The 21,058-nt window shown below is 43.7% G+C and carries 25 protein-coding genes, 1 riboswitch and 1 other annotated feature; of the genes, 16 read left to right on the top strand and 9 right to left on the bottom strand.

Annotated features, from left to right (window positions below):
* The first annotated feature begins 1 nt into the window (after position 1).
* From IGI92_RS10950 to IGI92_RS10940, 3 genes are read left to right on the top strand one after another with little or no spacing between them, the layout of a single operon-like run.
* A complete protein-coding gene (locus IGI92_RS10950) occupies positions 2-880 on the top strand; it encodes an ABC transporter ATP-binding protein (protein ID WP_144330505.1) in 879 nt (292 codons plus the stop codon).
* Positions 880-1,770, top strand: coding sequence for an ATP-binding cassette domain-containing protein (locus IGI92_RS10945; protein WP_005234837.1), 891 nt, complete (start codon positions 880-882; stop codon positions 1,768-1,770). Before IGI92_RS10950 ends, IGI92_RS10945 begins: the two co-directional genes overlap by 1 nt.
* On the top strand, positions 1,767-2,159 hold the full coding sequence (locus tag IGI92_RS10940; RefSeq protein WP_430607026.1) for an OsmC family protein: 393 nt from the start codon (positions 1,767-1,769) through the stop codon (positions 2,157-2,159). The genes IGI92_RS10945 and IGI92_RS10940 overlap by 4 nt, the downstream gene beginning before the upstream one ends.
* Before the next feature lie 54 nt (positions 2,160-2,213).
* Here the strand turns inward: IGI92_RS10940 and IGI92_RS10935 are convergent, their stop codons facing one another.
* Positions 2,214-2,870: a Crp/Fnr family transcriptional regulator gene (locus IGI92_RS10935; protein WP_061054390.1), complete on the bottom strand. Its 657-nt coding sequence runs from the start codon at positions 2,868-2,870 to the stop codon at positions 2,214-2,216.
* Between the two features lie 222 nt (positions 2,871-3,092).
* Between IGI92_RS10935 and IGI92_RS10930 the strand changes: the two genes are divergently transcribed.
* The 4 genes from IGI92_RS10930 to IGI92_RS10915 all read left to right on the top strand — a co-directional run bounded on the left by IGI92_RS10930 (position 3,093) and on the right by IGI92_RS10915 (position 6,818).
* Complete coding sequence (locus IGI92_RS10930; RefSeq protein ID WP_087664929.1) at positions 3,093-4,358, top strand: MFS transporter; 1,266 nt, start codon at positions 3,093-3,095, stop codon at positions 4,356-4,358.
* A 31-nt stretch (positions 4,359-4,389) separates the two neighbouring features.
* Positions 4,390-4,572 carry a hypothetical protein gene (locus tag IGI92_RS10925; RefSeq protein WP_005225550.1) on the top strand — a complete coding sequence of 61 codons (183 nt, stop codon included), beginning with the start codon at positions 4,390-4,392 and terminating at the stop codon, positions 4,570-4,572.
* 230 nt (positions 4,573-4,802) lie between these two features.
* A riboswitch (THF riboswitch) is annotated at positions 4,803-4,904 on the top strand.
* A 26-nt stretch (positions 4,905-4,930) separates the two neighbouring features.
* Positions 4,931-5,461: a folate family ECF transporter S component gene (locus IGI92_RS10920; protein ID WP_430607024.1), complete on the top strand. Its 531-nt coding sequence runs from the start codon at positions 4,931-4,933 to the stop codon at positions 5,459-5,461.
* 130 nt (positions 5,462-5,591) lie between these two features.
* Positions 5,592-6,818, top strand: a complete 1,227-nt coding sequence (locus tag IGI92_RS10915) for a glycoside hydrolase family 3 protein (RefSeq protein ID WP_430607022.1) — start codon at positions 5,592-5,594, stop codon at positions 6,816-6,818.
* Positions 6,819-6,890: 72 nt separating this feature from the next.
* Here the strand turns inward: IGI92_RS10915 and IGI92_RS10910 are convergent, their stop codons facing one another.
* The 8 genes from IGI92_RS10910 to IGI92_RS10875 all read right to left on the bottom strand — a co-directional run bounded on the left by IGI92_RS10910 (position 6,891) and on the right by IGI92_RS10875 (position 11,728).
* Positions 6,891-7,742, bottom strand: coding sequence for an Rgg/GadR/MutR family transcriptional regulator (locus IGI92_RS10910; protein WP_139960090.1), 852 nt, complete (start codon positions 7,740-7,742; stop codon positions 6,891-6,893).
* A 404-nt stretch (positions 7,743-8,146) separates the two neighbouring features.
* Positions 8,147-8,335 (bottom strand): hypothetical protein, encoded by a 189-nt coding sequence (locus tag IGI92_RS10905; protein ID WP_005234854.1) that lies wholly within the window; start codon positions 8,333-8,335, stop codon positions 8,147-8,149.
* Between the two features lie 229 nt (positions 8,336-8,564).
* Positions 8,565-8,987 carry a VOC family protein gene (locus IGI92_RS10900; protein ID WP_008378895.1) on the bottom strand — a complete coding sequence of 141 codons (423 nt, stop codon included), beginning with the start codon at positions 8,985-8,987 and terminating at the stop codon, positions 8,565-8,567.
* Between the two features lie 103 nt (positions 8,988-9,090).
* On the bottom strand, positions 9,091-9,675 hold the full coding sequence (locus IGI92_RS10895) for an AAA family ATPase (RefSeq protein WP_008378893.1): 585 nt from the start codon (positions 9,673-9,675) through the stop codon (positions 9,091-9,093).
* A 116-nt stretch (positions 9,676-9,791) separates the two neighbouring features.
* Complete coding sequence (locus IGI92_RS10890) at positions 9,792-10,163, bottom strand: hypothetical protein (RefSeq protein ID WP_008378891.1); 372 nt, start codon at positions 10,161-10,163, stop codon at positions 9,792-9,794.
* 257 nt (positions 10,164-10,420) lie between these two features.
* The gene (locus tag IGI92_RS10885) at positions 10,421-10,906 is read right to left on the bottom strand and encodes a tetratricopeptide repeat protein (protein ID WP_430607019.1); all 486 of its coding nucleotides are present in this window, start codon (positions 10,904-10,906) and stop codon (positions 10,421-10,423) included.
* Between the two features lie 57 nt (positions 10,907-10,963).
* Positions 10,964-11,491, bottom strand: coding sequence for a GNAT family N-acetyltransferase (locus IGI92_RS10880; RefSeq protein WP_016613544.1), 528 nt, complete (start codon positions 11,489-11,491; stop codon positions 10,964-10,966).
* Between the two features lie 24 nt (positions 11,492-11,515).
* Positions 11,516-11,728, bottom strand: a complete 213-nt coding sequence (locus tag IGI92_RS10875; protein WP_008378885.1) for a hypothetical protein — start codon at positions 11,726-11,728, stop codon at positions 11,516-11,518.
* 720 nt (positions 11,729-12,448) lie between these two features.
* Positions 12,449-12,502: a sequence feature (sodium ion sensor (DUF1646 type); this cis-regulatory element may regulate processes involved in with the transportation of sodium ions), on the top strand.
* Between the two features lie 112 nt (positions 12,503-12,614).
* On the opposite strand from IGI92_RS10875, the gene IGI92_RS10870 reads away from it, so the two are divergent.
* From IGI92_RS10870 to IGI92_RS10830, 9 genes are read left to right on the top strand one after another with little or no spacing between them, the layout of a single operon-like run.
* Positions 12,615-12,947, top strand: a complete 333-nt coding sequence (locus IGI92_RS10870) for a V-type ATPase, subunit F family protein (protein WP_430607017.1) — start codon at positions 12,615-12,617, stop codon at positions 12,945-12,947.
* Positions 12,925-14,886: a V-type ATP synthase subunit I gene (locus IGI92_RS10865; RefSeq protein WP_430607015.1), complete on the top strand. Its 1,962-nt coding sequence runs from the start codon at positions 12,925-12,927 to the stop codon at positions 14,884-14,886. Before IGI92_RS10870 ends, IGI92_RS10865 begins: the two co-directional genes overlap by 23 nt.
* Positions 14,883-15,353 (top strand): V-type ATP synthase subunit K, encoded by a 471-nt coding sequence (locus IGI92_RS10860; protein ID WP_430607013.1) that lies wholly within the window; start codon positions 14,883-14,885, stop codon positions 15,351-15,353. The genes IGI92_RS10865 and IGI92_RS10860 overlap by 4 nt, the downstream gene beginning before the upstream one ends.
* A gap of 13 nt (positions 15,354-15,366) precedes the next feature.
* Positions 15,367-15,951, top strand: a complete 585-nt coding sequence (locus tag IGI92_RS10855) for a hypothetical protein (protein WP_016621539.1) — start codon at positions 15,367-15,369, stop codon at positions 15,949-15,951.
* A 3-nt stretch (positions 15,952-15,954) separates the two neighbouring features.
* Positions 15,955-16,941, top strand: coding sequence for a V-type ATPase subunit (locus IGI92_RS10850; RefSeq protein ID WP_061054382.1), 987 nt, complete (start codon positions 15,955-15,957; stop codon positions 16,939-16,941).
* Positions 16,931-17,239 (top strand): V-type ATP synthase subunit F, encoded by a 309-nt coding sequence (locus tag IGI92_RS10845; RefSeq protein WP_005225570.1) that lies wholly within the window; start codon positions 16,931-16,933, stop codon positions 17,237-17,239. Before IGI92_RS10850 ends, IGI92_RS10845 begins: the two co-directional genes overlap by 11 nt.
* A 15-nt stretch (positions 17,240-17,254) precedes the next feature.
* The gene (locus IGI92_RS10840; protein ID WP_086296975.1) at positions 17,255-19,042 is read left to right on the top strand and encodes a V-type ATP synthase subunit A; all 1,788 of its coding nucleotides are present in this window, start codon (positions 17,255-17,257) and stop codon (positions 19,040-19,042) included.
* Positions 19,026-20,423, top strand: coding sequence for a V-type ATP synthase subunit B (locus IGI92_RS10835; RefSeq protein WP_061054381.1), 1,398 nt, complete (start codon positions 19,026-19,028; stop codon positions 20,421-20,423). Before IGI92_RS10840 ends, IGI92_RS10835 begins: the two co-directional genes overlap by 17 nt.
* A complete protein-coding gene (locus IGI92_RS10830; protein WP_008378868.1) occupies positions 20,404-21,033 on the top strand; it encodes a V-type ATP synthase subunit D in 630 nt (209 codons plus the stop codon). The genes IGI92_RS10835 and IGI92_RS10830 overlap by 20 nt, the downstream gene beginning before the upstream one ends.
* The last annotated feature ends 25 nt before the right edge of the window (positions 21,034-21,058 follow it).

Below are 21,058 nucleotides of genomic sequence, written 5' to 3'. Positions count from 1 at the left end.
GATGAAGACAGAGTTATTAGCGATCGAAGCGTTGAATGTGACATTTCAAAGCAAAACCGGTCCGAAACCGTTAGTAAAAAATCTTGATCTGGTAATTCCTAAGGGCAAAGTCGTTGGGATCGTTGGCGAATCTGGCAGCGGCAAAAGTATGACCATGAAAAGCGTCATGGATCTTTTGCCTGATAAAGTGACCGATCACTATACCAGTTATACATTTGAAGGAGCAGCAGTTACCGATCGTCGAACATTACCGATCGCCATGATTTTTCAAGACCCGATGACTTCGTTAAATCCTTTGCGCACGATTGGCTATCATTTGATCGAAGTGATTCGCCGCTCACAAAAAGTATCGAAAAAAGCAGCACAAGAAATCGCCGTCAAAGAGTTAGAAAAAGTCGGCATACCTTTTCCAGCACAACGCATGAAACAATATCCTCATGAGCTATCTGGGGGGATGCGTCAGCGGGTGATGATTGCCATGGCTTTGTTGGCGCAACCGAAATTGCTGATCGCAGATGAACCGACAACGGCTTTAGATGTGACGATCCAAGCACAGATTTTGGCATTGATCAAAAACCTGCAAAGAGAGAACCAGCTTTCCGTCGTCCTTGTGACCCATGACTTTGGGGTCGTTGCAGGAATGTGCGACTTTATTAAAGTGATGTATCAAGGCCGAGTCGTGGAAGAAGGAACCACGGAAGAAATTTTTTATCAGCCGGAACATCCTTATACGAAACAATTATTGCAGGCGGCCCATTTAGGCGACAAGCATGCCGAATTAAAAGTCTTTGACTATCATGAGACATTGGTAGATGAACTGCAAGAAACGCAACTATCTAAGACACATCGCGTCTGGCGCAATCAGGAGGTGACAGAATAATGGAAGAACTGATTCGCGTAGAACATGCGACGAAAATCTTTCGCAGTAAAAACTGGCGCGGCACTGTCAGTGAAGTCCGAGCGGTCGAAGATGTCAGTCTAACGATCCATCGGGGCGAGACATTGGGGCTAGTGGGGGAATCTGGGAGTGGGAAAACCACTTTAGGACGCAGTATTTTAAATTTAGAGACCTTAACAAGCGGGGAGATTTTCTTTGAAGGCAAAGAGCTAACAGCATTGACGGCAGAAGATCGCAAAGCAGCGTATCAGCAAATGCAGATTATTTTCCAAGATCCGTATTCATCATTGAATCCCCGTATGACGGCACTTGAACTGGTGATGGAGCCGTTGTATCATGAAACGAAAGATGCTGCTCGAGCGAAAGCCAAAGAAATCTTAGCGATCGTCGGGATCACCGGTGATGATGTCCATAAACTGCCTCGCAGTTTCAGCGGCGGACAACGGCAACGGATCGGTATCGCTCGTGCGGTGGTCAATCGCCCGGCGTTCGTCTTGTGTGACGAACCGACTTCGGCATTAGATGTCTCCATTCAGGCTCAGATTATCCAATTGCTACTGCGTCTACAAAAAGAGTTTTCATTGTCTTATTTATTCATTTCCCATGACTTGTCCGTGATTCGTCATATCAGTGATCGAACAGCCGTCATGTATCAAGGGAAATTAGTTGAATTGGCACCTACCGACCGTTTGTTTGAAAATCCGCTGCATCCTTACACGAAGAAATTATTAGCAGCAGCGCCGATCGCTGATCCTGTGTTAGCAAGAGGTGCGATGGAACAAACGGAAATTCAAAGCACGATTACTTTGACACCATTGTATGAATGGGTCGAAGTTGAACCAGATCATTTTGTGAGGAGAGAAAAACGATGACAGTAGAAACATTGACGATCCATCAAGGAAGCGACAAATTTGAAATGACGACCCCAACTGGCAATTGGGTGTTAGCACGGGAAAAAGGCTATTCGCCAGTCCAAATGCTTGTGAGTGCGGTAGCTGCTTGCGGCGGCTATGTATACGCATCTGTCTTAGAGAATTCAAAGGTTGAAGCAGAAATCGAAAACATCGAAGTCAGCTATGACCGGGACGACAACAAAAAAGCCCAACCAGTCAGTGCTATCCACATTCAGTTTTATGCGAAAATCGCTGAAGCCGACCATGACAAAGCGACGCGTTGCCTAAAACTCGTTTCACCAAATTGCCCCGTGATCCAATCATTAGATCCAGCGATCGAAGTGACGGAAACAGTGACGTTTATTTAATCGAAAAAAGACTTTGTGTGCCTGAAACCAAAAGGCGTACAAAGTCTTTTTTGATCAATAAATAATATTCTCCCGAATAAAATCGATATCTGTCACTAAAAGTTTTCGATCGACACTCTTTAGGGCGCCAGATTCTCGTAATTTTTGCATCATTCGATTGACACTGCTGGCAGAGGTAATGCCGCAAAAGCGAGCGATCTCTTCATTGGTGACTTCAAAGTCGATCAAGACGCCCTCTGTTGTTTGAACCCCAAAAGTTTCATAGAGCTCATTGATTTGGGTACAGACAGCACCGAATTTGCCGTTCATCAGCATTTGCTGCATCTTTTTCATCGTATCCATCAAGTTTCTCCGATAATACTCTTTGACATAATCCTGTAGCAGACGGTCACGATTGACATCTGCCCAAAATTGATCCCGCACGATTTTGTATAATTCGGCTTCTTCTGATTCAACCCGCACATTAAAAGGGGCTTCGACTTCTTGAGAGGATTCGTCTTTAAACAAAGAGACGATCTCGAAATCCGTCAAATAGCGCAAGTTGAATTCGCGCCCTTCATGGGTCACTACGCTAGTTTTGATGATGCCTTTTTTTAAAATATAGACGTACCGATCCGGGATGCCTTCATACGTCAAGTAACTCTTTTTCTTGCGGATAACGACCGGTATTGCTTGTTTTTCTAAATAATCACGTAATATCTGTTTCTCCACCCACGTTACTCCTTCACTTCATGCCAACCCAACATTTTCTGAAAAAAAGATGAAATATCCTCTATTCAAGCTTCATTAAAAGACATTTCTAGTGAAAAAGCAATAACAAATGTTAATGTTTCTTGTTAATGCTCTTTTTTAACAGCAAAAGCGCATTTCAAGTAGAGGAAGTTTCGGTATAGTAAAACGCATCACAGCACAAACAGGAGGAATGGAAGAAACATGTCAGACAGGGAAACCAATCAAGAAGGAATCGTCAGCTCGACGCCGTCAACCAAAAATGAAAAACTATGGAACAAAGGGTTTATCACGATTACCTTGATCAATTTTATCGTCTTTCTCGTGTATTATTGTTTTGTCGTCATCACTGCGAAATTTGCCACTCAGGAGTTAGGGGCATCCACCGCACAAGCTGGCTTGGCAGCGGGGATCTACATTATCGGGACCTTGATCGCTCGCTTGTATGTTGGAAAAATTTTAGAATTAGTTGGTCGTAAAGCTGTTTTGCGCTGGGGGATATTGTTTTATGTCATTACCACCGCTGCTTATTTGGTCTCAGTCAACATTTATATTTTAGATACTGTGCGCTTTTTCAATGGCTTTGCTTATGGTGCTGTCTCAACTGCGGCTAATGCGATCGTCACAGCATATATCCCAGCTTCCAAACATGGCGAAGGGATCAATTACTATGGATTAAGTACCAGTTTAGCAGCGGCAGTCGGGCCTTTTATTGGCATGCTATTATTACCGACCGTCGGCTTTGATTTCATTATTTGGTTAGCAACCATCTTATCAATCGCAACAGCCATCGCGTGTTTCTGGTTCCCAGTCAAAAATATCCCATTAACAGAAGAACACAGAGCACAACTAAAAAAATGGTCCATCAAAAGCTTTGTCGAACCAAAAGTCTTTTTCATTTCCGGGATTGCCTTTTTGATCGGGTTGGCTTATTCCAGTGTTCTCGGCTTCTTGTCAATCTACGCCAGTGACCTTGGGTTAGAAACGGCCGGTGCTTTTTTCTTCATCGTCTATGCACTTTCCGTGACCTTCACACGACCAATGACTGGCAAACTATTTGACCGCCATGGCGCAGATGCGGTCATGTATCCTAGCTTTCTTTTCTTGACCCTTGGTCTTTTCCTATTGAGTATTACCGGCAACAGCTGGATGTTGTTGCTTGCGGGTTGCTTTGTCGGCTTGGGCTATGGCACCTTCATGTCGAATGGCCAAGCCGTTTGTCTAAAAGAGGTCGATCCTCACCGTGTCGGCGTAGCGCTCTCCACCTATTTCATCGGGCTGGACCTCGGCTTAGGCGTAGGTCCCTATGCATTAGGAAGCTTGCACGGTCTGTTTGATTACTCGCAGATCTACATCTTATGCGGACTGATCCCAGTCGTCGTTCTTGTTTTATACAAATTGTTTTATAAAACGAAACGCGCAGTTGCCGCCGTTGGTACTTTGAAGCAGCCAATCAACGAAGAAGAATGACCTCAACCATTACAAAAAGGAGTGTTTCACCATGGATAACAATCAATTGATTATTGAAGCATTGAACAAATTAGTGACGAACATCAACGAATTAAATGAAGAAATGCACGCTATGAAAGAGGTCACCGCAACGATGACCCATGAACAACTTGCTATCGATCATCAATTACGCGACATCAAATCGGTATTGATCAATGACAATTTAATTGGATAAATTGTCATAAGGCATAAAATGAAACAAGAAACAGGAATGAACGCTTTTTTTGAGAATGTTTGTTGCTCACTTACTAGTGGCAGAAAAATTCACATAAGAAAAGCGTTTTTTTGATGCGCAAAAAAGAAAAGCGAACATTGGCAGATTTTGTACAAGAAAATAAGCAAGAAAAATTGTGGCAGTCCGCGCTTGTATGCTATAGTGTGTCTGGGTAGTAATACCTAATAAAAATCAGAGTAGGAAATAAAGCGTTAAGTGCTGAAAGGATGGGATGTTGCCTTTCGGACGAAGAACGGTCATTCGTTCGCGGTTTTATTTTCGCATTCGCTGCATGAATTTGTAGCAACTCTAAAAGGAGATGCTCGCTATGAAAAGAAAAGTCGATGCACACATGATTGCGGTCATGGGACTTTTGATTGCCTTAATGGTGGTCTTGTCGCAAATCTTGGGGTTTGAAACCTCCTATATCAAAATCACATTTTCCTTTGTACCACAGCTGATCATGGGTATGCTGTTTGGTCCGTTTTGGACCGCAGTTGGATCGTCATTAGCTGATATCGCAGGAATGGTGATTTTTCCAAAATCAGCCTACTTTTTCGGCTTTACCATCAATACCTTTGTTGGTGGACTGATTTATGGCTACTTCTTCTATCGGAAAGAAGTCACATTAAAACGAGCGGCAACGGTCGTCTTGTTAAATACTATTTTGATAACCTTGATCTTAACTCCGATCTGGTTAGCTATGATGCTGAATATTCCTTTGACAAGCTGGGCCATCTGGTCGGTCCGCTTGCTAAAAGCAGTCATCATGTTCCCGATACAAACTGCGTTGATTTACATCGTAGGGCGTGCGGTACCATACAAACGGCTGATCCGACGGTTCGTTTAACGAGTAAAAAAGAACGATAACATCCATTGAAGTGAATCATCTGCGAATATTTCGACAGTGGTTCACTTTTTTCTTTCTAAGGATGGGCTTAGTCATTCTCAATAACTTGTTTAGAGGGGAAGGTGAACCTATGAATAAAAAAGGACTCGCTATGGGACTGTTTCTTTTCTTGGCCTTAGCAGCAATGGGAGGGATGAAGTGGGTGATAGAACAGCAAAAACAGCAAACGGAGGAGTCATCCGTGATCCAGCAAAGCAGCTCGAGAGACGAAACAAAGGAAGAAAGCAGTGCAAGCCAAGAAACCACCTCAGTTTCCACGTCACCTTCTGTTTCAACTTCCGCGCAAGAACAGCCAGAAGAGGCGATAGCAGAAAAAATCGCCACGATGAGTTTAGAGGAGAAGGTCGGGCAATTGTTTTTTGTCCGTGTACCTGAAAGCAATCAAATCGAAGAACTTCAAAACTATCACTTTGGCGGCTATCTGTTATTCGGCCGTGATACCGAAAATGAGACGGCGGAGAGCTTGAAACAGAAAATTTCAGATTACCAAGCAGCCAGCGCCATTCCGCTGTTGATCGGTATGGATGAAGAAGGGGGCACGGTGACTCGCATCAGCCGCAATCCGAACCTTACGGATCAGCGTTTTCTCTCACCACAACAGCTATATGCCCAAGGTGGATGGTCGGCGATCGAAGAAGATACAGCAAAGAAAGCGGAAATTTTAAAAGCGTATGGCATCAATGCCGGGCTGTTTCCCGTTGCCGATGTTTCCACTGATCCGCAGTCCTTTATCTACGACCGAACCATTGGCATGGATGCGCAGGGCACGAGTGCGTTTGTAGAACGTGTGGTTCATGTTTTGCAGAAACACCACGTGGGGTCAACCTTGAAGCATTTTCCCGGTTATGGCAACAATCGTGACTCGCATGTCGCCGTCGTCACCGATGACCGCCCGCTATCTGCACTGCGGGAAACGGATTTTCTGCCTTTTGCCGCAGGGATCAAGGCTGGTGCCGATAGTATTTTGGTGGCCCATACGATTGTCAATAGTATCGATAACACTGTACCCGCCTCTATTTCAAAACCCGTGCATGAGTTGCTCCGAAATGAATTGCATTTTGAAGGGGTCATCATGACGGATGACTTGGATATGGCAGGACTTTCTGAGTTCATTCCGCAAAATGAAGCCGCATTACAGGCGTTGCAGGCGGGAAATGATCTAGTGATCTCATCTACCTACCAAGAACAGATCCCCTTTGTCGTACAAGCGGTTGAAGATGGCCGCTATTTGGAAGCTGATTTGAATGCTTCCGTCAAACGAGTTTTGCTCTGGAAAGAAGCATTGCATTTACTTTAAGAAAAAATAAACCTGCTGTTTCCTCCGTGTAAGGGAGTCGTTCTCTTACTGAGAGGAAGCAGCAGGTTTTTTTTAGATACTATGAGCCAGTACCTCTAATTCTTTGGCAAAGGCTTCTTGTCCAATAAATCGCAGATAGTCCAAGGCTTTTTCAATCGTGGCCATTCCCAGCGTACGATCTCCTTGGAACAAGGCGTAAATGCCTTCGAAATAACGAATCATCAGGCGGATACGATCATTGTCCGGCGGCAGGTGATCGGCTAGATACGTCAGCACATGCGCCAACTCGGCAGGTTTTTTGCGATCGATAAACAAGAAAGCCGCATTCGTCAGCAATTTTGTGTAGATTTGATAATTGATACTTAGCGTATTGCTGTAAAAAATTTTTTTATTCAGGTGTTTCATTTGATACAAGATGTACTCGTCAGAAAAAAGGAAAAGCAGATTGGTAAATAAGGAGATTTCAAACTTTCCCCACGTGTCGATTCGTTCCAAGTATTTCTTGATGGTCGCTTCGATGATGCAACGTTCTTCCTCGTCGGTAACTACGCCTTTTTTCTCTAAAATCAAATAGAATTGACTATACAATACATAATAGAAAAAATCCTTCGTGGTTTTATACAGTGCTTGGGCTTTGTTGATCAAAGAGAGTACTTCAGAATAATTGCTTTCATAGTAAGCGGTGGTCAACTGTTTGGATAGCTGTTTTTTCTCGCTGACTTGATTGTCATCCAAGCGATACTCAAATTCCTCTAAGGTGACATTTAAGCGGTCCAAATATTGGTGCAAAATATCAAAGGCGATGCGATGCCCTTTTTGTTCAAAGGTTGCCAGTGTACTGCGTTCTGAAATGTTCTCAACCAATTTCCGCTGTGAGATATTTCGTTCCGTTCGTAACTCTTTTAACAAGTCATTGGCCTTCAAAAAATCCCTCCTAAAAAAAGTGGACGGAAAAATAGTCCAAATATGTTACAGCTTTATTTTGCGGGTAAACTTGAAGAAAGTCAATTAAAGGAGGAGAAATGGATGTTTGATTTTTTTAGTTTTCCCTGGGAAGTTGTAGAACTAATGGCTAACGTTTTTTCTTTCTTCAAATAATCGATCCTTTGTGATTGGTTAGCAATTGATTTTTTAACAGGAAAAAAGTATAAGTGGTTTCACGTAATAAGTTACTGTTCATTCGCGCATTCAAACGCCCTCTCCCCAAACAGCTTACCCTGTCAAGGTGCGTAGTTTTGCCGAATCCCTTTTAAAAAAGGAGCAAACACAACAGCGAGTGATTGCTCTTTTTTTGTTGGTCAAAAAAACTGCATACGGCATCGCAACAGTCAGTTTTGCTTTTTCTTAAACATTGGTTCATTCGGATCAGAATAGTAATCAGGATTGAATTCATCATCGATCGATACCCCGAAAAGAGAAACGAGACTGGGAAGAAACCCAATCACGCCGAGGACGACGGCAACTGGAAGGTAGAATTTTTTACGCTTGTACCACGGAAGCTGCGATTTCTTTTCCATAGGAAATCCCCCTTTTCGCTTAGTGTAACATGTTCTGAGTTAGGTGTGTTAATAATTACCTTCAATACTTAAAAATATACTAAAGCGGTGTATTGGTACATCTGATGGGGCAAAAAGTTTCGCTAGGTAAATCTAGGAAAGGGTCGTTTTTTTGTCATTGCTGCCAGAATCAAGTTTTTATATAAAAAAGGAACCGAGTAAGAAAGCAATTCTTCTTACTCGGTTCCTTTTATTGAAAATAATCCTTGGCTTGGTCCATCAAGGTTTGAAAGTCTGATTCGTTTTTTCTTATTGCCTCTGTTAGGGTAAACAAATAACCGTTGGGGTCTTTGATGGTCATTTCAAGGGCATTCCAAGGCTTTTCCATCAAAGGTTCCACGATCCACTTTGCGGGAATTTTCTGAGCGATATTCTGAAGATCATTCATCGCTACATTCAAAATTGCCCCATCGCCAACAGTGAACGCTTCTGCTGCAATCAGCATCAAATCTTGGTAGTCAGCAAGACGCAGGTGGTCCATCATCACTTGATTTTCTTGATTGCGAAACTGATACAATGACTGGAAACCCAAGATTTCTGTGAACCATTTCGATGATTGCACAATATCTTTTGTCTTCATTTGGTAAAACATTGGCATAACATAAACTTTCATTTTGACACCTCCTCTTGATTAGAGGATACCGCTTGACGCAGCGTCAAAGTCAATAGACATTTTCGTATTGAAGCAAAGCTTGATAATGGCGTTTCTTTGGCACTTAAGTCAAGGAAAAATGGGCAATAATTTTTTGACTCACTTCATCAGGTGACAAGTGGGTATTGTTGATTTTCAGCGAAGGAATCGTTGGGAAAAGGGTAGTTAATTCCTGTGGCAGGCTTTCTAAGCGATAGTTTTCATACGAAGACAAAAGCTCATTTCTAGAAAAAGCCAGCGCTCTTTTTGACGGCTTTGCGGCTAAACGGTCCTCATGGCAATTGCGCTTTAAACGTTCCTCAATATCAGCCACTAATTCGATAAAATAGACCTCTTGTCGGGCATCGGTAAATAGCTGGGCGATCTCTTGTAAAAAAGCTAAATCTCCCGCTTGATCGAAATCAATCAAGACCGTAAAGATGATTGATTTTGTCGTATTATTGGCTTCATTATGAACAAAGGCTTTGAAGAGTTCGATCCGCGTTTGATTAGACAAAGCAAATGCTGCTGGGCTATAGCCAAGAAAATTCGCAAATAGATCAATGGTCTGGTGATTGAATAATAGTTTTGCATCCAACCGTTTTTCCAGTTCTTTCCCCACAGTCATTTTTCCTACCGCTTGCGCGCCAATCAAGACGATCAATGACATCACAACACATCCTTTTTATCAATCGTAACAAAGGTGGGCTATCGTGTAAATCCGTTCTTAGAAAGAAACGATTGAGAAGCTTGATTTTTTATGTGGAAACCAAGGATGCTCTTTTTTTAGGTAAAAAGGAATGAGCGAAATTTCTCCGAGACAGGAAAAAAGATCATACAGCATAGTAGCACGGTTTGGAACAACAAAATGACTAGTAGATTGATCGTTTCAAATCGTGAATAAAGATAGAAGTGGATCAGCCATTCGAAGACATTGACAAAGACTAAATAAAGGTAGTGCGCTTTTTTGACCTTGCAGTTTTTCAACCAATAATAGCTTAAGTAATAATCCAGCAAGATCATCAATAATAGAAAAAGTTTGCTAAAAGCCGTCAGATTGTCATGCTGGGAGGCAAGTTTTTGAAAAAATAGCAAAAGTGTGGGTGTCGGAATATAAATAATCAATAAGGATAGAAAAAAATAGACAATAAAGGGCATAGTCATTCCTCCAAAATATTGATAAAAAAAGCATAGATAAATTAGCAAATTTGACAGTACTCGTCAATTGGTTTTGTTATCGAAATTTTCGATAATGGATGTTTGGTATTGATTGAAGGAAAAAGGACCATAGGAAAGTCGATGGCTATTGATTCAGCAAAGCGCTGATAGCGAAGGAGTAATTAAGGGACAGGAAAAAAGAAATACTCCCTTTCTTTAATCGAGAAGGGAGTGCTTGATTGATCCGACGGAAACATCTAACCCCATGTCTCATTGAGTTTATCCGCATAAAACAAAAGTGCCTGTCGGTAAGACTGGATGTCTGGATCGCTAGAGGTTTCGGCAAGCAGGGTCAATAATCGTTCAGCGGCTTGCTCATACTCGGCTAGATTATACAGTGTCATGGCATAGAAGGTTTGCAAAGCATGATTTTTTGGAAACAGCTGTATCGCGTGTAAAAACACTTCTTCGGCTTTTTGATACTTGCCGAGGGCACGATAGGTGCTGCCTAGACCTAGGTAGGCATCTGGCAAGTCGTTTTCTGATAAACCTAACGCGATTGCTTGTTCATAATAAGGAATTGCCTGTTGTTCTTCCGCTAAAAGATCATAACTCCAAGCCGTTTGGTAGTGGACAAAGGCATCTTGGGGATTTTCGGCAGCTAATTGAATCAATTGTTCATTTGATTGTTGCAGCTTTTTTTCAGCCCGCAGTTGGATCGCAGCAGCTAGTCGTTCATTCATTGGTTCGAAGCTCCTTTTCAAATAGTAGAAAATGACACGGATAACTTGCGAGCCTAGCTAAGGGGAAAGATCAGCCCAGCTTTCACCTGCAAAGGAAAAACCGCATGCTTCATACAGCTTGTAGGCTGGCTGATTTTCAACCGTCACTACCAGATAAAGGTGAGTGAGTCCCATGGCTTTTGCTCGTTGGATCACTTCATTCATCATTAGCTTGGATAAGCCTTTGCCTTTAAAGGCTGCGCTCATAACAACAAATAATAGCAGGGGAAGCTCTTGAAACGTGCTGGTTACTACGGCACCGATAGGATAATTATCCATTTGCAACCGAAAAGAAAGCTCTGGACTCAAGGGACCGTATTTTCCGTCAGCAGTCTCTCTCAGCTCTCTTTGCCAGTCAGCAATCGATTCCCCTTCGTCATCCGTCGTTTCATGATAGGCCGAATAAAAAAGTTCTGCGACACTTCGAGAATCCGGGATAAAGGGGTCAAAAGAAAGGGCGGATTCTTGTAAAGCTTTGGGGGTATGTTGTAAGTCACAAGCCATAATGATTCGTTTCATAGAAGCACTCCTCTCTGCTCGTTTCATTTATTATAGCAGAGCAAAGCTTTCTCAAGATCGTTTTTTTCTAATGAAAGCCCAGATACAACGAATTCCTTCGTAGATTGCAGTAAAGACAGCAACCAGAAACAAAAACGACATGTAATGGATCAAAAAAGCCAGTTGAAACCACAAGCCATAGACCATCGGCAGGACGACGAGCAAACAAATTCCTAATTCGATGTTTCGCTTTCTTCTTATTTGAAACCAACGTTCATCTGACATCCTTTTTTCCTCCTGTTCATTCTTTACACACGCTCTCGGATAAATATCCATCTTTTTATAAAATATTCAATATAGTTGCGATATTTTGATTAAAAACTAGAAAATTAGTTTATTTTTTGGTAATCTTGAAGATAAGATTAGAAATAGCTGTTGTTTTTTATTTTGACTTATTATCCCACGAAAGACAAGGTGAGCTCAATGGAAAGAAAACCGATGTATTTAAAAAATGGGCTTCCCCTAACAATGGAGCCCGGTAAGATTTATACATGCCTTTACCGAGGCGGTTATTTCATTTGTGAAGAAAAGGGCCAACCGCTGCCATCGATAAAAAGAGAAGCGAAATAAGCGAACTTCTCACTTAAGATTTGTCAGGGATCGAACGGGTTGTTGGAATTGTTATCTCCTTTTTGGTACCAATCAAATGATGTCTAGCATTTTCAAAAAATCTCAACGTTCTTCATTCAGACCATTCTAAGGCTTAAATTGATTTTGACCGATTTCAATTTAGTAAGAACAATCCGATCACTGACAAATGTTAGGTGAAAAGTCCCTAAGAGACTGAACGAATAGTAATGGTTATTCGGACAGCCAAGAGCAGTGGAATTACGAGCGAACATACAATAGTAGAAATCGTCTTTTTCTCATAAAAAACGATTCTACTTGAAGGAAACATTTTTTTTTGCTATAATAGTTCAGGAATTGAAAAATAAAATAGACAAAGGTTGAGCATTTTTTATGCTTCAAGGATCAGGTTTGCCAAGGGGTGAGGCAAACATTCTTGGAGGAATGCTGGCCTTTTTTTTGTTATCAGCATACTTCTTCGTGAGGTATGCTTTTTTTGTTTATTTTTCAGTTGAGAATATAAATCACTATGGGAGGGAAATCGATGAGAGAAGCTTTGACTCGTTTACGAGAAGCAGAAGAAGCCAATGAACAGCAATTGCTCGCTTTGAAAAAAGAACTGCAGTCGGAAGAAGCGCAGCAGCAACAAGCATTGCAAGAGCGGGCTTCCGCTTTGGAAGAAGCCCTTGCTCAGGAACAAGCAACAGTCGAAGACCAGTTGCAACAGTCACTAGAAGCACAAAAGCAGCAGCTGGCAAAAGAGACCCAGCAAGTGTTAGATCGTTACCAAAAAAATATGCAAATCTTCCAAGAGCAAGCGGTTCAACAGATCGTTGAAGGAGTGATCGGAACTTATGGCAGTAACCAAACTAAATAAACTAACGTTGATCACCCCGAAGCACTACCAAGAAAGGGTATTGACGAAGCTGCAAACGATGCAGTTTGTTGAAATCGAGAACGTATTTGAGCAGGAAGCGAACGAAACTTGGCTACGGGAATTTTTTGCAGGAGCCACCCCAGAAGGTGCTTCTCACCAACCAATGATTCGTCGACTGCAAGAAGCAATCCGCTTTATTCGCCAAAATGGTGATGCGAAAAAAGGCATAGAATGGCAACGAGATGCCTTGCGGCTGTCGGACTTTGAAACAAGCTTCGATGAAGCAGCAGCATTGACGGAGCTGGTTGAAGTCGAGAATTTGCAAGAGCGCTGGGTAGAGACGATCGAAGCGATCGAAGCAGCGACGCAGACGGAAGAATGGGCGACACAATGGCAAAATCTTGACGTACCCTTGGAGATCGAAGCGCCTGCACATACAAGTTTTTTTGCTGGGCGTGTCGAAGGTCCACGCTGGGAAGATCTAGCTGAAGCCTTGCGTCAATTGGAAGAGATTCATATCGAAGTGATCTATTCTGAACCCAAAAAAGTCAATTTCAGCTGCCTGTTTTTAACAGCGATCGAAGAGCGAGTGTTCCAATTGTTTCACCGATATGGGGTGAAGAAAGAAACTGGACTGACATCCGAATCACCAAAAGTGGTTTTGCAAAATGCGAAACAAGCCTTGACTTCCTTGACGCAACAGCGCAAAGAACTGATTACAGAAATCAGTCAGCACAAACAACGGCTGATCCTGCTGCAGCAAGCGGAAGAACTGTTTTTGACTCGTGAGAATCGGGCAATGATGCAACAGCGCTTAGCAGCTGGTCAGACCTTTGCCCTCTTGCGCGGCTGGATCGAAGAAAAGGATCAGCCGTTAGTGGCGGAAATGGTCCAAGAATCCTTTGCCAACGAGATTTACTATTCATTTGAAGAACCCACTGCAGAGGAGATCGCTGCCAATCAAGTGCCAACGAAGCTAAAAAACGCCTCGTTTATTCAACCCTTTGAAATGTTGACGGAAATGTACAGCTTGCCAAAATACGATGAGATCGATCCAACCCCATGGATGACGCCTTTTTACTATGTTTTCTTTGGTATGATGGTGGCTGACTTAGGTTATGGTGCATTAATGGCTGTCGCGACCACGATTGGGCTACACGCCTTGCGTTTGCCCAAAGGGACCAAACGGTTTCTGAAATTGTTCCAGATTTTGTCTGTGCCAACTATGATTTGGGGCGCAATCTACGGCTCCTTCTTTGGTGCTACATTGCCCTTCCAACTTTTATCGCCCTCCGAAGATTTTATGGCGATCTTTGGTCTATCCATGATTTTTGGTGGGATCCAACTGTTTACAGGCCTTTATTTAGCAGCCAAAGAAAATATCCGCAAAAAGGATCTTTTAGGTGCAGTCAACGAAGGCTTTGCGTGGCTAGGATTTTTGAGTGGTCTTTTAGTGGCAGCCGCTGGCAATCTTTTGATCGATGTCCCAGCACTAACAACCGTCGGCTTGATTTTAGCAGGCTTTAGTGCTTTATTGATCATCGTGGTACCGATTCTGAAAGGGAAAACCAAAGTGGGCGGCTTCTTTTTAGGCTTGTATGACTTATACGGTGTGACCAGTTACATCGGCGACTTTGTCAGCTATAGCCGCTTGATGGCATTAGGGATCTCTGGTGGGAGTATCGCAGCAGCCTTCAACTTATTGGTGGGCTATTTGCCGCCAGCCGCTCGTTTTTCTGTGGGCATTCTTTTATTGGTTGTCCTACAAGCTTTAAACATCTTTTTATCGTTACTGAGTGCGTATGTGCATGCCGCTCGTTTACAATATGTAGAGTTTTTCGGAAAATTTTTCACTGGTGGGGGGCGCCAATTTGAAACCTTTAAGCCAAGTGAGAAATACGTTGATTTTGATAAAGAAAATGGAGGAGACAATAAATGATTGATTACTTAATTAATAATAATGGTGGTATGGTGTTTGCAATTATCGGAATGGGGATCGCTACGATCTTTTCTGGGGTCGGTTCAGCCAAAGGGGTGGGCCAAACTGGTGAAGCAGCGGCAGCCTTAACGACGAATCAGCCGGAGAAGTTTGGACAAGCCTTGATTTTACAATTGCTTCCCGGAACGCAAGGACTATACGGATTCGTTATTGCGTTTATGATCTATGGTAGCTTAAGTGGTGAAATGTCGACAGTGACTGGTATGGCGTACTTGATGGCATCACTGCCAGTTGCCTTTACTGGCTTATTCTCAGGAATGGCCCAAGGGAAGGTCGCTGCAGCTGGGATTCAAATTTTAGCGAAGAAACCAGAGCATTTCTTTAAAGGGGTCATGTTCTCGGTAATGGTTGAGATGTATGCCATCTTAGGCTTTGTTATTTCTTTCTTACTTTTAGGAACGATTTAAAGGGGGCGAAGGTATGGATGCAATCGACAAAATGATTGCTGAACTAGACCAAGAAGCGCAGACAAAACGGGAACGTTTGGCTGCCGCTGAACGTGCTAGGATCAGTGAAACGATGGCACGTGACTGGGCGAAAAAAGAGTCGGACTTGCAGCTTCGTGCCCAGCAAGCAAAAAAGCAAGCCGAAAAACATTATCAGCAAGCCCTGAATCGCCAAGCAAGTGCCGCTAAGCAGCAGCAAATGGTGAAACAAAACGAATACTTGACACAACTTTTTGAGCAAGCGTATCAAAAAATGGTTGCCTGGACGCCAGAAGAGCTGCAGTCATTTGCTGAAAATGTGCTGCAGCAGTTGCCGATCAGTGGGACGGTGACCTTCCACGCTGGTCCTGAGCAAGCAGCCCATCTAGATGCCGCTTGGCTTACGTCTTGTCAATCAAAACTACCGTATCAAATCAAAGCAGGCGCACCATTGACAGAAGCGGGCTTTTTGGTAGATGACAACGGCATTCAATACAATTTAACCTATCAGGTACTGCTTGATGAATACAAGAAAGAAACCCGAGAACGGTGGTTGCAGATCATACAACAAGGAGGTTGATCCATGAGGAACTATCATCAATTGAATCCAATCATTCGGCTGAAAGAGATGACGTTGTTAAAGTCGCAAGAAGTCGAGCAAATGATTGCGGCAAAAGGGTTTGCTGAAGTCGAAGCTGTCTTGCAGCAGACCCATTATCAACGCTATTTGAAGCCAGATTTTCATGAACGATTCGAAACCTATCTCGATGAAGAATTGTTAAAGACGATCAAAGAATTGGCCGAGCTGGTTCCTGATCAAGAGATCCTCCGACTGTATATGATGCCTTTTACTTTCCATAATCTAAAAGTCTTGACCAAAGAGTCAGTCACTAAAAAAGATTATAATCATCTACTGATCGAAGATGGTTTTTACACGATCGATGAGTGTCGGACCGCCATCAAAACGGGAACCTCAGAGGTATTGCCTGAGAAAATCGTGACTACGATCCAAGAGGTGCGGGAGTACTTAGAAGGCGGCGCCGTGCTGCAAGGCATCGATATCATTTACGATCGCCGGTATTTACATGAACAACGGCGACTGGCAGATGAAATCAAGATCCCTGAGCTACAAGAAGCTGTCATCAAGATGATCGATCTGACCAATATGACGATCGCCGCTCGTTGTGTACTTCAAAAACGATCGCGCAGTTTTATGGAGGCAGTCCTAGTGAGTGTCGGCAGTATCCCGAAAGAAGAATTTTTAGCGTTTGCGGATGCGTCCTATAGCGACTTTTTAGCCTTCTTATTAGAAAGTGATTATCAGGAAGTGTTGCGGCCTTTGATTCATGAACAGGTGATCGACTTTGCTGGCTTGGCACTTTTACAAGACAATTTGATCACAGAAAGCTATGGTCAAGCTCAAACGGATGCTTTAGGACCACTGCCTTTACTCGCATTTTTGAATGCTAAGGTTTTGGAACTGCAAAATCTGCGTATCTTGCTGGTAGGCAAACGCAGCGGCTTTACGGAAGAACAAATCAGAGAAAGGATGCGGCACTATGACTCATAAAATCGGCGTGATCGGCGAGAAAGAATCCGTCATTCCTTTTCAACTATTTGGCTTTCAGGTCTGCTATGCCTCGGAAGAAAAAGAAGTGAAGCAGGCGCTGGCAAAATTAATGAAGAACAGTACGATCATCTACCTGACTGAAAAATGTGCCGAGCTGATTCCCGATGAATTAGCAAAAGTCCAACAAAAAATGACACCTGCAGTCATCTTGATTCCTGATTACGATGGTTCCCGAGGAATCGGCAAACGAATGATTCAAGAAAATGTCGAAAAAGCAGTTGGGCAAAACATACTATAGAGAGGAGCCGATGTTGTGGAAAAAGGAACAATTATTAAAGTATCCGGTCCATTGGTGTTAGCCAAAAATATGGGCCATGCAAGTTTAGAAGATATCTGTTATGTAGGAGATTTAGGCGTGGTCGGTGAGATCATCGAAATGCGCGGCGACGTCGCTTCGATCCAAGTCTATGAAGAAACGTCCGGGATCGGACCTGGTGAACCAGTCGAAACCACCGGTGAACCGCTATCCGTAGAATTGGCGCCTGGGATCATGTCACAAATGTTTGATGGCATCCAACGTCCCTTAGAAACCTTCATGTCTGTCACCCAAAGCAACTTCTTGACGCGTGGGGTGCAATTGCCTGCGTTGGATCATGAGAAAAAGTGGCCTTTTGTACCGACCGTGGAAGTCGGCGCGGCAGTCAGTACCGGGATGGTCATCGGCACCGTGCAAGAAACACCGTTGATCAATCACAAGATCATGGTTCCTCATGGCGTTTCAGGAACAGTCAAGGCTGTTTATGCGGGGGAATTTACGATCGATGAAACGATTTATATTTTAGATACCCCCAAAGGAGAACGGTCTTTCACGATGCTGCAAAAATGGCCCGTTCGTCATAGTCGTCCTGTAAAGCAAAAACTGAATCCAGTCGAACCAATGATTACTGGCCAGCGAGTGATCGACACCTTCTTTCCAATCGCTAAAGGCGGGGCGTCAGCCGTTCCAGGACCTTTTGGTGCAGGGAAGACTGTCGTTCAGCACCAAATCGCCAAATGGGCGGATGTCGACCTAGTCGTCTATGTCGGCTGCGGCGAACGCGGCAATGAAATGACCGATGTAATGAACGAGTTCCCAGAGTTGATCGACCCTCGCAGTGGTGAATCTTTAATGGCGAGAACCGTGTTGATCGCTAACACCTCCAATATGCCGGTAGCCGCTCGGGAAGCGTCGATTTATACTGGGATCACGATTGCGGAATACTTCCGAGACATGGGGTATTCCGTGGCGATCATGGCGGATTCCACCTCACGTTGGGCAGAAGCACTGCGGGAAATGTCTGGTCGTCTGGAAGAAATGCCCGGGGATGAAGGGTATCCGGCTTACTTAGGCAGCCGCTTGGCAGAGTATTATGAGCGTTCTGGAAAAGCGATTTGCTTAGGTTCTGATCAAGAAGGCAGCATCACTGCCATCAGCGCTGTTTCACCATCAGGCGGTGATATTTCAGAACCAGTTACCCAAAATACGTTGCGGGTCGTTAAAGTCTTTTGGGGCTTAGATGCCACCTTAGCGCAAAAGCGTCATTTTCCATCGATCGATTGGTTGAAGAGCTATTCTTTATACGAAAACGAATTGGGTGCCTTTTTGGACCAACAAATGCAAGTAGATTGGTCCAAACAAGTAACAGAAGCCATGCGGATGCTGCAAAAAGAATCTGAGTTGTCAGAGATCGTTCGACTTGTCGGCATCGACGCTTTATCCGAAAAAGATCAGTTATTGCTGGAAACCACCAAGTCTTTGCGAGAAGATTTCTTGCAGCAAAACGCTTTTGACGACGTTGATACGTTTACCTCTCGTGAAAAGCAGTTCAAAATGCTGGAAACGATCTTGCTGCTCCACAAAGAAGCGGAAGATGCGTTGACACTAGGTGCGTATCTTTCAGAAATCTATGTAGGGACCGAAGAATTGCGAGACAAAGTGGCACGTATGAAGTACCTGCCTGAAGCAGAATTAGCAAAAATTCCTGCTTTGCATCAAGAGATCAAAGCAACGATGAAAGAAATTTTACAGAAAGGAGACCGCACTGATGATCAAGGAATATAAAACGATTGGAGAAGTCGTCGGACCATTGATGGCCGTCGATCGCGTCTCCGGTGTCAAATACGAAGAGTTGATCGAAGTCCGCATGCAAAACGGCGAAACGCGGCAAGGACAAGTACTTGAGATCCAAGAAGACAAAGCGTTGGTCCAAATTTTTGAAGGAACCGGCGGGATCAATTTGCGGGAATCTGCGGTCCGCTTTTTAGGACATCCTTTGGAATTAGGCGTTTCCGAGCAAATGATCGGGCGAGTCTTTGACGGCTTAGGTCGGGTCAAAGATGGCGGAGTAGAGATCGTCCCAGAAAAATTTATGGACATCAACGGCGAAGTGATTAATCCAGCAGCGCGGGATTATCCTGATGAGTTTATTCAAACGGGGATCTCATCGATCGACCACTTGAATACGCTCGTTCGGGGACAAAAGCTACCGATTTTTTCTGGATCTGGTCTGCCTCATAAAGAATTGGCTTCGCAAATTGCGCGTCAAGCACAAGTGTTGAATTCAGAAGATGATTTCGCTGTTGTGTTTGCTGGCATCGGGATCACCTTTGAAGAAGCTGAATATTTCATGGAAGATTTTCGTCAAACGGGCGCCATCGACCATTCTGTCGTCTTTATGAATCTAGCCAATGACCCAGCGATCGAGCGGATCGCTACTCCCCGAATGGCACTGACGGCGGCCGAATACTTGGCTTATGAAAAGGGCATGCATGTCTTGGTGATCATGACGGATATGACCAACTACTGTGAAGCTTTGCGGGAGATCTCCTCTGCTCGTCGTGAAGTGCCAGGACGTCGCGGCTATCCTGGGTATCTATATACCAATCTATCCACGTTATATGAACGTGCTGGACGGATTCGCGGCTTGAAAGGTTCAGTGACCCAGCTGCCGATTTTGACCATGCCAGAAGATGACAAAACCCATCCGATTCCCGATTTGACCGGCTATATCACCGAAGGACAAATCATCTTGTCTCGTGATTTGTATAAAAACGGCATCCAGCCGCCCATCGATGTCTTGCCGTCATTGTCACGGTTAAAAGATAAAGGGACCGGCGAAGGCAAGACACGCAAAGACCATGCCGCAACGATGAACCAGTTGTTTTCTGCGTATGCTCAAGGAAAGCAAGCCAAGGAATTGGCAGTCGTTTTAGGAGAATCGGCATTGTCGGAAGTAGATAAAACCTATGCCAAATTTGCAGAACGCTTCGAAAATGAATACTTGAACCAAGGGTACCGCACCAACCGTTCGATTATCGAAACCTTGGAATTAGGGTGGGACTTGTTGGCGATGCTGCCAAAAGTCGAACTGAAGCGGATCAGCGATGCCTTACTGGCGGAATACTTACCGGGAGAGGAGAACAATGGCGCAAAAAACCGTTAATCCAACCCGCATGGAGCTGTCGCGCCTCAGCAAACAATTGGCGACAGCCAAACGCGGACATAAATTATTAAAAGACAAACAAGACGAACTCATGCGTCAATTTATTGAATTGATCAAAAAGAATGACCACTTGCGTAAAGAAGTAGAAGAACAATTGCAGCGTGCCATGAAGGCATTTCGCTTAGCCAATGCCACGATCAATGAAAAATACATTGAAGAAATGTTTATTTTACCAGCAACTGAGGTCTCCCTTGAGTTATCCACGAAAAATATCATGAGTGTGGAAGTGCCAGTGATGCATTTTGATTATGACGATACGGTGATGCAAGCGCCGATCGAATATGGCTTTTTGAATTCCAATGTTCCGTTAGATAATGCGGTCGCCCGTTTTACCGACGCCATGCCGAAGCTGTTGGAGCTAACGGAAATCGAAAAGACCTGTCAATTGATGGCAGGGGAAATCGAACGTACTCGCCGACGCGTCAATGCCCTAGAATATTTGACGATTCCCGAGCTGGAAGAAGCCATTTATGGAATCAAAATGCGGCTGGAAGAAAATGAACGAGCAAACGTAACAAGAATGATCAAAGTGAAGAATAAATCAAAATAAAATGGTATGATAAGTGAAAAACAAC

It is taken from the genome of Enterococcus sp. DIV2379 (assembly GCF_050542965.1).
GTDB lineage: Bacteria > Bacillota > Bacilli > Lactobacillales > Enterococcaceae > Enterococcus_D > Enterococcus_D entomosocium.
This window is presented reverse-complemented; position numbering and strand designations above follow the sequence as displayed.

What these genes read in the sequence shown, in the direction of transcription:
- IGI92_RS10950 (WP_144330505.1), top strand. Translation starts at nt 2, where the DNA reads ATGAAGACAGAGTTATTAGCGATCGAAGCGTTGAATGTGACATTTCAA.
- IGI92_RS10945 (WP_005234837.1), top strand. Translation starts at nt 880, where the DNA reads ATGGAAGAACTGATTCGCGTAGAACATGCGACGAAAATCTTTCGCAGT.
- IGI92_RS10940 (WP_430607026.1), top strand. Translation starts at nt 1,767, where the DNA reads ATGACAGTAGAAACATTGACGATCCATCAAGGAAGCGACAAATTTGAA.
- IGI92_RS10930 (WP_087664929.1), top strand. Translation starts at nt 3,093, where the DNA reads ATGTCAGACAGGGAAACCAATCAAGAAGGAATCGTCAGCTCGACGCCG.
- IGI92_RS10925 (WP_005225550.1), top strand. Translation starts at nt 4,390, where the DNA reads ATGGATAACAATCAATTGATTATTGAAGCATTGAACAAATTAGTGACG.
- IGI92_RS10920 (WP_430607024.1), top strand. Translation starts at nt 4,931, where the DNA reads ATGCTCGCTATGAAAAGAAAAGTCGATGCACACATGATTGCGGTCATG.
- IGI92_RS10915 (WP_430607022.1), top strand. Translation starts at nt 5,592, where the DNA reads ATGAATAAAAAAGGACTCGCTATGGGACTGTTTCTTTTCTTGGCCTTA.
- IGI92_RS10905 (WP_005234854.1), bottom strand. Translation starts at nt 8,335, where the DNA reads ATGGAAAAGAAATCGCAGCTTCCGTGGTACAAGCGTAAAAAATTCTAC.
- IGI92_RS10900 (WP_008378895.1), bottom strand. Translation starts at nt 8,987, where the DNA reads ATGAAAGTTTATGTTATGCCAATGTTTTACCAAATGAAGACAAAAGAT.
- IGI92_RS10895 (WP_008378893.1), bottom strand. Translation starts at nt 9,675, where the DNA reads ATGTCATTGATCGTCTTGATTGGCGCGCAAGCGGTAGGAAAAATGACT.
- IGI92_RS10890 (WP_008378891.1), bottom strand. Translation starts at nt 10,163, where the DNA reads ATGCCCTTTATTGTCTATTTTTTTCTATCCTTATTGATTATTTATATT.
- IGI92_RS10885 (WP_430607019.1), bottom strand. Translation starts at nt 10,906, where the DNA reads ATGAATGAACGACTAGCTGCTGCGATCCAACTGCGGGCTGAAAAAAAG.
- IGI92_RS10880 (WP_016613544.1), bottom strand. Translation starts at nt 11,491, where the DNA reads ATGAAACGAGCAGAGAGGAGTGCTTCTATGAAACGAATCATTATGGCT.
- IGI92_RS10875 (WP_008378885.1), bottom strand. Translation starts at nt 11,728, where the DNA reads ATGTCAGATGAACGTTGGTTTCAAATAAGAAGAAAGCGAAACATCGAA.
- IGI92_RS10870 (WP_430607017.1), top strand. Translation starts at nt 12,615, where the DNA reads ATGAGAGAAGCTTTGACTCGTTTACGAGAAGCAGAAGAAGCCAATGAA.
- IGI92_RS10865 (WP_430607015.1), top strand. Translation starts at nt 12,925, where the DNA reads ATGGCAGTAACCAAACTAAATAAACTAACGTTGATCACCCCGAAGCAC.
- IGI92_RS10860 (WP_430607013.1), top strand. Translation starts at nt 14,883, where the DNA reads ATGATTGATTACTTAATTAATAATAATGGTGGTATGGTGTTTGCAATT.
- IGI92_RS10855 (WP_016621539.1), top strand. Translation starts at nt 15,367, where the DNA reads ATGGATGCAATCGACAAAATGATTGCTGAACTAGACCAAGAAGCGCAG.
- IGI92_RS10850 (WP_061054382.1), top strand. Translation starts at nt 15,955, where the DNA reads ATGAGGAACTATCATCAATTGAATCCAATCATTCGGCTGAAAGAGATG.
- IGI92_RS10845 (WP_005225570.1), top strand. Translation starts at nt 16,931, where the DNA reads ATGACTCATAAAATCGGCGTGATCGGCGAGAAAGAATCCGTCATTCCT.
- IGI92_RS10835 (WP_061054381.1), top strand. Translation starts at nt 19,026, where the DNA reads ATGATCAAGGAATATAAAACGATTGGAGAAGTCGTCGGACCATTGATG.
- IGI92_RS10830 (WP_008378868.1), top strand. Translation starts at nt 20,404, where the DNA reads ATGGCGCAAAAAACCGTTAATCCAACCCGCATGGAGCTGTCGCGCCTC.